This is a genomic window from Bacteroidota bacterium, assembly GCA_016718825.1.
Taxonomy (GTDB): domain Bacteria; phylum Bacteroidota; class Bacteroidia; order J057; family JADKCL01; genus JADKCL01.
Genome location: JADKCL010000046.1, coordinates 1 through 12,784, shown reverse-complemented (window position 1 = coordinate 12,784; position 12,784 = coordinate 1). Strand labels below are relative to the sequence as shown.

Annotated in this window: 8 protein-coding genes; 7 read left to right on the top strand and 1 reads right to left on the bottom strand. The window is 54.3% G+C overall.

Features of this window, described 5'->3' with window-relative positions:
• The first annotated feature begins 249 nt into the window (after positions 1 to 249).
• Both IPN95_27450 and IPN95_27445 read left to right on the top strand, forming a co-directional pair.
• Positions 250 to 1,887 carry a T9SS type A sorting domain-containing protein gene (locus IPN95_27450; GenBank protein MBK9453084.1) on the top strand — a complete coding sequence of 546 codons (1,638 nt, stop codon included), beginning with the start codon at positions 250 to 252 and terminating at the stop codon, positions 1,885 to 1,887.
• Positions 1,888 to 1,997: 110 nt separating this feature from the next.
• On the top strand, positions 1,998 to 2,522 hold the full coding sequence (locus IPN95_27445; protein ID MBK9453083.1) for a hypothetical protein: 525 nt from the start codon (positions 1,998 to 2,000) through the stop codon (positions 2,520 to 2,522).
• A 156-nt stretch (positions 2,523 to 2,678) separates the two neighbouring features.
• Here IPN95_27445 and IPN95_27440 read toward each other — a convergent pair whose 3' ends face one another.
• Positions 2,679 to 3,575, bottom strand: coding sequence for a glycosyltransferase family 2 protein (locus IPN95_27440; protein ID MBK9453082.1), 897 nt, complete (start codon positions 3,573 to 3,575; stop codon positions 2,679 to 2,681).
• A gap of 426 nt (positions 3,576 to 4,001) precedes the next feature.
• On the opposite strand from IPN95_27440, the gene IPN95_27435 reads away from it, so the two are divergent.
• From IPN95_27435 to IPN95_27415, 5 genes are all read left to right on the top strand, one after another.
• The gene (locus tag IPN95_27435; GenBank protein MBK9453081.1) at positions 4,002 to 5,003 is read left to right on the top strand and encodes a Rieske (2Fe-2S) protein; all 1,002 of its coding nucleotides are present in this window, start codon (positions 4,002 to 4,004) and stop codon (positions 5,001 to 5,003) included.
• A 431-nt stretch (positions 5,004 to 5,434) separates the two neighbouring features.
• Positions 5,435 to 5,863: an ADP-ribosylglycohydrolase family protein gene (locus IPN95_27430; protein MBK9453080.1), complete on the top strand. Its 429-nt coding sequence runs from the start codon at positions 5,435 to 5,437 to the stop codon at positions 5,861 to 5,863.
• Between the two features lie 170 nt (positions 5,864 to 6,033).
• Positions 6,034 to 10,242: a T9SS-dependent M36 family metallopeptidase gene (locus IPN95_27425; protein ID MBK9453079.1), complete on the top strand. Its 4,209-nt coding sequence runs from the start codon at positions 6,034 to 6,036 to the stop codon at positions 10,240 to 10,242.
• A gap of 168 nt (positions 10,243 to 10,410) precedes the next feature.
• Complete coding sequence (locus IPN95_27420) at positions 10,411 to 11,229, top strand: hypothetical protein (GenBank protein ID MBK9453078.1); 819 nt, start codon at positions 10,411 to 10,413, stop codon at positions 11,227 to 11,229.
• Positions 11,230 to 12,323: 1,094 nt separating this feature from the next.
• The coding region (locus tag IPN95_27415) for a hypothetical protein (GenBank protein MBK9453077.1) at positions 12,324 to 12,784 on the top strand (461 nt) is incomplete at its 3' end.

The following is a 12,784-nucleotide window of genomic DNA, read 5'->3' as shown; positions in this document are numbered from 1 at the left end:
TGACCTTGTTTCAGCGCGTACCACGCGTCCAACTCGATGCCATCGGCTTGGTCGGCAACGACCCCGGTGTCAACTGGCCCGTTGGCACAGGCGCTACCGCCGAATTTACACTTGTGCGGATGGTGGGCGTTCAGCAGGGCAACAACAACTGGGCTGTCGGTGCCACCGAATGGGATGTCTATCCACAAAATACCACATCCTTTCTCGGTTTCTCATTCAATGACTTCTTGCATCCCGCCGGTCGCACCGGTGATCACATTTGCAAGCTCTGCAAACACTTCTTCCGAAGCTGTTCCATCCGTTACGGTGACGGTCAACATCTCCAATGTCAGCGCATTGACTGCCACCTCCGTGGACGTGGCGCTCAACGTTGGCGGCACCTCCGCAACCGGCGGTGGCGTGGATTATACCTTCGCTCCGATCACACTGACATGGCCTGCCAACGATAGCACACCACAAACGGTGACGCTTACCGTGGTGGACGATGCGCTCTTCGAAGGCAACGAAACGGTCAAGCTCGACCTGCTCAATCCGACCAACAACGCCACGGTAGGCGCCAACGGCAGCTACACCTTGACGATCCAAGACAATGATTTCCAGACCTTGCCGATTGGCACGATCAACACCGAAGACAGCTTGGGTGTCGCGGATTCGCTGGGCCTGAAATGCTGGGTTCACGGCGTTGTCTATGGCGGCAACCTGCGTCCTGCAGGCCTGCAATTCACGATCATTGACGGCACGGGTGGCATCGGCGTTTTCCGCTCCGCGGGCAACCTCGGTTATACCATCACCGAAACCGACAGCATCAAAATGCTCGGTACCGTGGCCCAGTTTAACGGTTTGACCCAAATGAACGTGGACTCGATCGTGCTGCTGAGCACCGGCAATGCGCTCAAAACACCTACCCTGATCACGGCACTCGACGAAAGCACCGAAAGTGACTTGATCATCTTCAAAAATGCCTGGGTTGTCAATCCTGCACAGTGGACCGGCACCGGTTCAGGCTTCAACGTGGACGTCACCGACGGCACCAATACCATGATCATGCGCATTGACGCCGATGTGGATCTTTATTCGCAGCCGGTTCCGGTAGGCATGTTCCATGTTTGCGGATTGGGCAACCAATTTGACAGCAGCAACCCCTATACCTCCGGCTACCAGTTCTTCCCACGCTACATCGCCGACATCAAACTGCTTCCTGTTGCAGCCTTGGGTCCTGACACGTCCTTCTGTGACGGCGGCGCGACTGTATTGGGCAGCAACATCAGCGGCGACACATATCTTTGGAGCAACGGTGCCACCACGCAGACGATCACCGTCAATGCTGCAGGCACTTACAGCGTCATCGTGACCGACACCACGCTCAACGAAATGGCTTATGACACCGTTTCCGTGTCAATTCTGCCATTGCCTGTCGCAGGCTTTTCGGTGAATTCCGGTGCCAACCCATCGTTTGTCTTTACCGACAATTCCACCAACACCACTTCGTGGTTCTGGGATTTTGGCGATGGCAACACGAGCACGTCGGCAAGCCCAACCAACGTCTATGCCAATCCCGGCAACTACGTTGTAACCCTGATCGCAACGAACGCTTGCGGTTCCGATACGCTTACAGATTCGCTTTCTGCTATCGTCGGTGTACAAAACAGCATCTTGAGCCAAGTACAGCTTTACCCAAACCCGAACAACGGCGAATTTGTGGTGGAGTTTGATGGCAATGCCAGCAGCGAAATGCAGTTGACCGTGTTGGATCAATTGGGCCGCAGGATTCACAGCCAAAAAGGTGGTAACCGCCAAACCATTTCCTTGAGCCTCGCTCCAGGCATGTACATGGTGGAAATCGCCAATGCCGAAGGCAAAGCCTTCAGCCGTGTGATCGTGCGCTAATCCGCTACGGTTTCCGAGGAATGCCCTCAAGGTGGTCACCACTTTGAGGGCATTTTCTTTTTTGCTTCCCGCCTGTGGATTGCCTAGGTTTGCTTAAACAGTATTTGAATATGCGTTCCCTTTTGAAGTCCACTTTGTTTCTGCTCTGCTTGTTGGTCAGCCTCACCGCATTTGCGCAAAAGGGCAATTTCCGGTACCTGACCAAAAGCAACAACGACGGCAGTACATTTTATGCCCTCAACGGCATGACCGGACAGTTGTACTACATGCATGACTTCGGGAACGAAGCCGGTACTTGGAAGAAATATGGCAGTGCCTTGCGTGCCTCGACCATCAACAATCTGGGCTTTGCGCAAGTGAGTTTCAAAAATGGAACGGCCTTTTACGCGTTGGAATCCAATGTCGGCCAGATGCATTTTATGCTTGATTTTGGTCCGACTCCCGGCAAATGGACGAAATATGGCGGCATCATCCGCATGGCGGGCGACAATACGCTTCAATTTTCAGCGGAGCCCAACGGTGACGGAACGAAGTTCACCGCGCTCGACGGCACCACCGGACAGGTGTACTACATGTTTGACATGGGCACCGAGGATGGGGTTTGGAAAAAGTATGGAGGGGTAACCCCGAAGTAGGGTTTTGGCTAGCGCCGCTCGCGCATGTTGTGGTGCTAGGTTTCTGCGCGGGCCGCAGATGGTGTCAGCAGTAACCCGCACAAATCAAGCCTATAGATCCCGAATGGTCGATGCCTTCTGTCCCGGCTTGTTTTTGAACATGCAGATACGGCTCAATTAAGCCTTCTTGACGATCTTATAATTTTTGTATTCACCGATGCGCCAGCCTGTGAGGCGCTCGACCCAATTGCGCAGGCGCTTTCTCAGCGTAAAGTGCCCCTGCTGCGGTACGACATGGTAGGTATTGAGCCGAATGCGCTCTGCCATCAATGCAGGGTGTCCATCGGCAGGAAAGGGCATTACCCGATCTACCTTTTCATATTCAAATTGATCCTTGCCCTCAAAGCGCTTTGCGATTTCGGCATCACTCTGCCAATACCGCACAAATTCCAGGATTTTCTCATGCTCTTCCTTGGGAGGCCGCACACGACCGTAGGCAAAAACATGGGGGCGAATGAGCTTGCATTGCAATTTAACTCCCGCATGACCGTTTTCATAGTCAGCGATGCTAGGGTACTTTCTAAAGCCTTGTGCATCGCGGTAGGAGCGCAGACCGGGAATGTTGCGCACGATCCTGATCTCCCGGCGGTAGGCGCGACCGATCGTGATGTAATCGTAAGTCCAAAAATGATGGTAGGGAAAAAGCAAGCCTTCAATCGCGGGATCATGGAGGCAGGCCTCCATTTCAGCTTTGATTTCCGGGAGATCCTTTTCATGCACCATGTCATCTGCTTGCATGTAAAAAATCCAGTCGCCCTTGCACTGGTCAATCCCAATATTGGTTTGTTGCGCCAAAATCTTGCCGCCTTCACGCATCTTGGGATCCCAGACCGTATCCACGATCTTGATCTTGGGCGAATTCAAAGCCAATATGCGCTCGCGGGTATCGTCTTCACAATCACCGATCACTGCGATAAACTCGTCGCAAACCGGCAGCAATGACTGGATGGACTCGAGGAATGGATACCTGAGTTTGACCCCATTTTTGACGATTGTTAAGCCTGAAACAAACATAGATACCTCTCCAATGATAAAGCGCTAAGGAATGAAATTTCCAGAACTTCCCAAATTATAATGGGCCTTTCGGATCGTTTTCGGGTGATCGCTTCCTTCTGAAGGAGCGACTGTGTGAAACTGGAGGCAGAAACAATGGCGCGCTAGCACCGAATTTCAGGCGCATGGGATTACATTCAATTTCCCGATGATTCGGCAAAGCAATTCGGGGTCCGCAGAAGGTTAAACGTGGGCGTCTTAGGGTAATAGAGAGTCACCGTTCGCTCGGCGAGCTATGACAAAGCGGCCACGTGTTATATCGGAGCGAGGCCTGAAAAGGCTGCACTTGCAAAGAATTCTCTCCAAAGGTGATCCAAATTCACCGCGCAATCGTTAGTTTGCATGGCCTCCCTATCTTGGGAATCGATCGAAGCGTTTTAAAAATACATGGCTGCAACATCGCGGATTTTGAATCTGCCTCCCTATCCAAAAAGTTGGTATGCGGTGGCATTGTCGACGGATCTTAAACCCGGGGACATCAACGAATTGTTGTTTTGCGGACAAGAAACCGTCCTTTACCGCACGGAATCGGGCAAGGCTGTGCTTGCAGAGGCATATTGTCCCCACATGGGCGCCCACCTCGCGCACGGCGGCAAGATCGACGGCGAATCGATTCAATGCCCTTTCCATGGATTTTGCTTTGATCCGACAGGGAAATGTGTGAAGACCGGCTACGGCACCAAACCACCGCCGCAAGCTGTCTTGAAAACATGGCCCGTTCACGAGGTCAATGGCGTGATCATGGTTTGGCATGATGAAAACGATGCCGCGCCAGATTGGAATGTGCCTGCATTGGAATGGGACGGATGGAGCGAAACGAAGTTCGCGGATTGGCGCTTGGCTTCCCATCCGCAGGAAATCGCAGAAAACAGCGCCGATATCGGGCATTTCCGGCATGTGCATGGGTATGACGATGTCAAGGTCTTCGAAGAAGCACGTACGGAAGGCCCGGTTTTGTTTGGCAAATACGGGATGTCCCGCATCGCAAGCTTCGTCGGCATCGGTGGCAGTCGCGTTCATGCCGAGTTCAACTTCTATGAATACGGACTCGGAATGGCCTACGTAGAGGCTTTTGTCCCGAAATATGGCCTGCACAGTCGCCACTTCGTTTATCCGATGCCGATCGATGGCAAGGATGTGCAGTTGCGCATTGCAGTGAGCGTCAAACAGGACTTCGATCCGGGCAAAATCAATCCTTTGCTGCGGATTCTCCCCAAAAAACTGCTGATGTACTTCATTTTGGGTGGCTATTTCCGCGAATACAAACGCGACGTCAGCGACGACTTCAAAGTCTGGCAAAACAAAGTCTATGTCCATCCGCCGGCACTCGCACAAGGCGACGGTCCCGTGGTCCTCTACCGTAAATGGGCAGCACAGTTTTATAAGTGAAAAGTGATCAGTGAAAAGGGAAAAGTCTGTTTTTGGGTTTGCAGCGTCATCGTCATGTAGCGTGCAGCAGCCTGTCAGGACCTGTCCAGGGCGGAGCGAAGGAGCTAGCGTTGAAATGCATCCGGTAGCTGGTAACAATTCATACTGAGCAGTTAAGCAATCGGCATTGCCCTGTAGGGGGTACGGTTTGGTAGAACACGCGGATACAACCATTTTAATCGTCCGTCGGCTCGGCCAGGGCCGAGCCGACGGACGATTAAAAAAACCGGAAAACGTGATCGTTCTACCATACTTCACCTCCTACGGAGCAGAAAGGCCTTGACTCACACCAATACATTAAAAACGAGCATCGGGCGGCCTCTTCTTCTTTCTGCCTCTTTGCGAAGGCGAGTGCCGTGAATCAGGAAAAAACTTAGCCTACTTTTGCTGACGTGAAGGCCGACACATATCGATTGGACCGCGCCGCGCGGGCGCTGCTGGGAATTGCCATCGGGGATGCATTCGGAGAGAGCTTCTTTGGTGACGCCGAAATGGTGGCTGCGCATCTCGCGGCCCGTACCGTCCCTCCTACTTCCTGGGAATTTACCGACGATACGGTGATGGCCTTGGCGGTTTATGAGGAGTTGGAAGCACACGGGCGCATCGACCAAGACCATTTGGCAGCAAAATTTGCGCGAAACTATGCCTTGGACAACCGCCGTGGCTATGGCGGAACAGCCCACAAGGTCCTGCGCGAAATCGGAGAAGGCAGGCCTTGGCAGGAAGTCTCCGCGTCCGTATTTGATGGCATGGGTTCGATGGGAAACGGCGCTGCGATGCGGGTCGGACCGCTGGACAGTGTCTTCCGGCGCCCTGCTTGATTGTCGCCCAAACGACAATCTAACCTTAATTTAATTCGTTGCACGGACAAAGACCCGCATTCACCGACGATATCCCTGCTTTTCTCGAATGGACGACGGGTCATGCATGCCTTTCTTTGTATCTTACAGTCGTTTTTGGTGGAATTCATCTGGAATACAATTGTACGTCTATGCTTATTAGAAATACGTTTGCGACTCGGTTTGCGCTCGCGTTGATGCTGGGAATGGTTTTGGGAGTGGGTACGACCATGGCTCAAGACTACTCGGCTGCCGCGATGACTTATTTTCAAAACAATTCGGAGAAATACGGACTCTCCCGCAAAGATCTCTCCGAATTGATCGTCACCGACGTGACTCCCTCTGAAGGTGGCACGATCCAACACGTGTACTTGCGGCAAGGCGTGCAAGGCATCGGCATTTACGGCGCCGAATTGTCCGCCACTTTTGTCCCCGGCGGGAAAGTCGTGAGCCCTTGGGCGCATGGTGTGGCAGGGGCGCATTCGAAGGTCAATGCCAGCGTACCCTCTTTGAATCAACGGGATGCCATCGCTGCGGCTGCGCGTCATTTGGGCTTGCAAGCACCCGAAGGTTTGGCAGAATTGCTGCGCCTCAATACCGCTGATTTGGCCATCCGTTTTAATGGAGCCAATGTCAGTCAGGAGGAAATCCCCGTTCGGCTAGTTTATTTTCAGTCGGATGCGCAGACCCTTCGTCTTGCCTGGGATTTGAACATTCTTCCCCATGGCAAAGGAGACCATTGGTGGAGCCTTAAAATCGACGCTGTGAATGGTGACCTCCTCGAAAAATATGACTGGACGGCCCATTGCAAATTCGATGGTGGACCCGTCAGCTATTCCAAGCATAGCCATGCGGAAAGCTGTGATGAACCTGCATTCGCCCCCTTCCTTCCTCCCCTTCCGAATTCGTACAACGTCTTCAAGGAGCCCATCGAAAGCCCGAGCCATGGTGTGCGCACCAATGTGACTGCACCTTGGAACTTGACCTATTCGCCTTATGGATGGCATGACACCAACGGCGCGAATGGCAATGAATACACCATTACCCGTGGCAACAACGTCTGGGCCATGGAAGACGCCAATGGCAATGACGGAACGGGAACCTCTCCCGACGGCGGACCGACCCTCAGCTTTGACTTCCCCTTGAACTTCAATGGGCAGCCGAGTACCTATCAGTCTGCGGCTGTGACCAACCTGTTTTACTGGAACAATAAAATTCACGACGTCTGGGCAAAATATGGCTTTGACGCTCCTGGAGGCAATTTTCAGCAGAACAACTATGGCCAAGGCGGCACAGGCAACGACTACGTGATTGCGGATGCGCAAGACGGCGGCGGCATGGACAATGCCAACTTCGCAACGCCCGCCGAAGGCACCCGTCCACGGATGCAAATGTACCTCTGGACCGGTCAGCAGACCGTCAACTTCCTCGTCAACAGTCCGCCGGTGATCGCAGGCAGCTACAATGCCGTACCCGCGCAATTTGGTCCTACCCCGCCCGTGATTCCGCTTACGCGTGACCTCGTGCTCGTGAGCGATGGCACATCCAATGCCAGTCTCGGCTGCAATGCCTTGACCAATGGCGGCGCCCTCAACAACAAAATCGCCTTGATCGACCGCGGTACTTGCACCTTCGTTCAAAAGGTACAAAATGCACAAAATGCCGGTGCAGTTGCTTGCGTCGTCTGCAACAACGTGGCCGGTTCGCCGATCGTCATGGGTGGCACTTCGACAACGATCAACATTCCCTCTGTCATGATCTCCCTGGCGGATTGCAACTTGTTGAAAGCCCAATTGGCCGCACCCTGTAATGTGACCCTGAGCAGCCCCGGCGTGGCCTACAACCGCGATGGCGACTTTGACAACGGCATCATCGCCCACGAATATGGCCACGGCATCAGCACCCGCCTCACAGGTGGCCCTGCCAACAGCAGCTGCCTCGGCAACGCCGAACAAATGGGCGAGGGTTGGAGTGATTGGTTTGGATTGATGATGACCATGGAGCCCGGCGATGCAGGACCCAACGTGCGTGGCATCGGAACCTATGCCGTTTTCCAACCGACCAACGGCACGGGCATCCGTCCGGCGCCCTACACGACAGATATGCAAATCAATGACTTCACGTATGGCGACATCAGCAATACGACGTTGATTTCGTCCCCGCATGGCATCGGCTTTCTATGGTGCAATATGCTTTGGGAAATGACCTGGCAATTGGTGAACCGCTACGGATTTGATCCGGATTTGATCAATGGCACGGGCGGCAACAACATTGCAATGAAATTGGTGATCCAAGGCTGTAAGCTGCAACCCTGCAGCCCCGGCTTTGTGGATGGCCGCAACGCCATTCTGGATGCCGATACACTATTGTATGGCGGTCAGTACAGTTGCTTGATTTGGGAAGCCTTTGCGAAACGTGGATTGGGCCTGAGTGCGAGCCAAGGCAGCACCAACAGCCGCAGCGACGGTTCGGAGGCATTTAATACCCCTGCTTGCGCTGTGGCCAATTTCACTGCCAATACGACCACCGTTTGCGCCGGAGCGACGGTCACTTTCTCTGACCAAAGCGCTGGAACACCCACGGGCTGGGCTTGGACCTTCGGTGATGGTGGCACTGCCAATACCGCCAATCCGACGCACGTGTACAACACGCCCGGCACATACAATGTCGGCTTGACGGTCACGGTGGGCGCTTCTTCGAACACCTTTACGCGCAGCAGCTACATCACCGTGGTTCCTGCGCCGACAGCGACGGCGACCATCGTGAATGCAGCCTGCGGAAACAGCAACGGTTCGCTGACAGCCAACGCTACCGGCGGCGCGGGGCCCTATACATACGCTTGGAGCAACGGCGGCAACACATCCGTCATCAGCAACCTCGCGCCCGGCACCTACACGGTGACCACCACCAATGCTGCTGGCTGCACGGGCACCAACACGTTTACGGTCAACAATTTGCCTGGCCCAACCGCAACCATCAGCGGTACGACGCCAACGGCTTGCGGAGCTTTTACGGGCACGGCAACGGCAGTTGGCACAGGTGGCACAGGCAACCTGAGCTATGCTTGGAGCAATGGCGGCACGACAGCTTCCATCACCGGCTTGGCAGCAGGTTCTTACACGGTGACGGTGACCGACCAAAATGGCTGCACAAGCACCGCTGTCGGCACCGTGAGCAATTCGACGGGACCTACGGCCTCCATTTCTTCGACACAGCACACGACTTGCGGACTCAACAACGGTGCGGCCACGGCAAGCGCCACGGGCGGAACCGGCAACTTGAATTATGTCTGGAGCAATGGCGCAACCACCGCCGGCGTTTCCAATTTGGCAGCCGGCACTTACACGGTCAGCGTGACCGACCAATCGAACTGCCTCGCGGTTCAGACGGTGACGATCAACGCCTCGACTTCACCGGTAGCTGCGATTGCCAGCCAAAACGATGCAAGCTGCGGTCAGAACAATGGCGCTGTCACCGCATCCGCGACAAGTGGTACCGGCAATTACACGTATCTCTGGAGCAACGGTGCGACCACCGCAGCCCTTACAGGTTTGGGCGCAGGCACGTTTACGGTAACGGTAACCGATCAATCGGGATGTACAAGCACCACAAGCGCGACCTTGCAGGCATTCACCCAACCCGTTCCCAATGCCGTCGCAACCAATAGCACCTGCTACAATCAGCATGACGGTTCTTGCATTGCCAATCCGACGGGCGGCAATCCACCTTATACCTACAGTTGGAGCACGGGCGGCGTGAACAATCAGATCATCGGCTTGATTCCCGGTCTGTACTTCGTGACCGTCACGGACGCCAACGGTTGCTCGGCGACAAGTTTTGCGGTGGTCAATGAACCCGCCGAATTGATCGCGACCACCAACGTTACCAACGAAAGCAGCCCCGGCGCCAACGACGGTTCGGCAACCGTGGTCCCAAGCGGTGGCAATCCACCCTACACGTATGCTTGGAGTTCGGGTGGCACGACCGATACCGAAACCGGCTTGACGGCAGGCACTTACACGGTCACCATCACCGATGGCAGCGGATGTACGTTGGTCACCTCGATCGACATCACCACGGGCGTCGGCGTAACCGGGAATGTCTCGGGCTACGAAATCGGCTTGTGGCCCAATCCGAATACGGGAAGCTTCTACTTGTCGATCAGCCTGCCGGCCATTCAGGATGTGGACTTGCGCCTCTACAACGCCCTCGGCCAAATCGTCGAGCAACGCCGCTTGGAGGACGCCTACCGGACAAGGATCTTCTTTGAAGGGGTCAACCTTGCAGATGGCGTGTACCAACTGCAGATCAGCAGCAATGATTTCAGGGCTGTGAAGAAGGTTGTGGTGGCACGGAATTGAGATTGTGTTTGATGGTTTAGAAACGGGGCATTCTCTTTGGGGGATGCCCTGTTTTTTTTGTGGGGGGGGGGCTGGGATCAAGGATTCAAAGCCACACAAAAACTTTGAATCATGTCAATTTATAACTATATTGAATGAATTGAATGTTTCACCCTTAATTTTATGGATATGCGTACTTTAACTTTTTCATTGGCCGTAATGGCTATGTGCTTGTTCGCGGCCTTTGGGCACGTAAATGCACAGACGCTTTACCCGAATCAGGAATGCAGCAAAGGCGGAGACTGCAAAAGCGGCATCTGCCTCAAACTCCGCAGCGGCGATATGGTCTGTGGCACTTGTAGTCAGAGCACATTTGACAATCTTGCGCCCAAGGTCGATCAATACTGCAAGGCATTCGGGGATGGTTGGTCTCCCGAAAAGGCTCCCGAATACAACAATGTCGAGGTGGAAGGCCGCGTGCAAGTGGAGGTCTATGATGAAATGCTGGAGAAGGCCAAGGACTGCAAGGAAGCACGCGAGAATTTGCAGGAGGAGTGCTTCGAAGGAGGTGCGTCCTACGACAAACGAGACCATGCGGGGCAAATCAGGGCCATCGAGGGCAGCATCAGCAGCCTCGCTGCGCACAAACAGAAGATGATCAATGACAAACGCGTTTATTATTGTTCGAAAAGTACGTATGAAGGCGTATTGAGGCAATATGACAGCAAATGCGGAAGCCTTGATTTCAATCAGGTCAAGCAGAAATTGGATTCGAAAAAATATGATTTGTCAAAGGGACTCAAAGTGGATTGCGACCTTCTTGAGGACTTGATGGAAGATTGCAAGGAATGTGCCTATGCGGCGAAGCAATTGATCGATTATGGCTTCAAGGGCAGCTCAAGCTATACGCCCACCGAGTACAGCACCAAACTTGAAAAAGCCGAGGAAATGCAAAAACTGCTTGAGGATCAGCACGAAATCGCGGAGGACAAGGACCTTTGCGATTGATTTGTACCAATATCTCCGCGCAGGAGCAATCAATGAAGGCGGCATTCTTGTCGCCTTTGTTTTATAATGGCTTTTCGAACTGATATGAAAAAGCGGGCAGAGGGGACTTGCAGGCATGTTGGGTAAGCGACGAGGCCCCCCCCCAAGGACCCCCCCCCGGACCCAGGGCAAAACGGCAACCCCCCCCTTGGACCCCCCAACGCCTAGGCGGCGATGGGCCGCGCCCACACCGCCCTGTAGGATTGCGCCCCATCAGGGCTTTGCGGGTTCAGGGGCCTGATGGAATTAACGGGCAGGGCTTCGTGCGCGACCCCCCCAGCGTCGAGCGTCGCCGAACTGCCGATGAGCGTCGCGCCGCCGACGCACCCAGCCTCAGGCTGGCGATTTCGGGGAGACCGGCAGCTTCCGATGCTCGGAACAAGTACCGCAACCGGTAATTAGCTTCGCTGATCTAAAGATTGAGCCTGTAGAGCTCTGTATCACGCTGGTTCTGAAATTGAGTCATAGGTGGTGGTGGATTTGGTTTTCGCGCCGAAGGTGCCGTCTGTCGGTAGCCATGGGCGGGAGCCCGTGGTAAAGTGGCCCCCACCATTTTCCGCATTTGCGGCGAGCGCTTGCGGTCGGCGCAAATGCGGGGTTGAAGGCTTTGCCGCCGAGGGTATCTTTGTGGCGGCTTGCCGCCATTTCGTTGGCCTCTCCCCGACCCTCCCCATCGCTTCGCTTTTGGGGAGGGGGTTCTGCAATTGGTGGTTACATTTGGATCATCGTTTTTAGGTCATCGATTCAATTCTTTGACCAACCACGAACAGGGAACCGTTGTAATCGGGGACCTTGCGCTTCCTGGAATTCAGCAAGGAGAAGCCTTTTTTGCATTGAATACGTGATTCACGACAACAACCGTTGCCATCATCATCTTGTATCCTACTCATCAGGAATCGTTTAAAAATTGGCCGTTTCACGAAGGCGGGTTGCGGGGAAGGTCCCAAGAAGGCAGCAGGGATTTAGCGAGTAGGCAGCAAGTACACAGCAGGTTGATTTGCAGGGGTATTGCTTTTTTTGAGGGGAATCAATAATTTGGTTCAAAGACCAACAACATGGGCAGGCAGCGAACAAAGGCGATTTTTCTGGGTACTTGTGCGAATTTGAACGGCTATGTGGACGACGGGAAGCCGTTTGCGCGTTTGGTGGACCGTCGGGACCGTCGGCAGGCGGGTGCATTGGCGGCTTCGCGGTTGTTTGGGCGTGTCTCGGCGGATGCGGCGGTCGTCTGGCGTGGAATGCCAGTGCCAATGCGGCGGTTGGGTGGGGAATCGGCTTACAACGAATGGGTTTCGGCCTGTTTGGGGCTTGCGCGGGAAGGCAGTTTTCATTGGGATTGGGCCGCCTTGGCGGGTCTGCGCTTTGGCATGGGAGCTGAATTGAACGGATGCGATGCGGCGTTGGATTCGAAGGCTTTCTCATTGGCACTTGGAAAGGGAAAACTCAAATTGTCTGGCGAATTGTTTTCGTTGCGGCGGGTATTTGCGTCGTATCGGAATGGCGTGGATGCGCAATG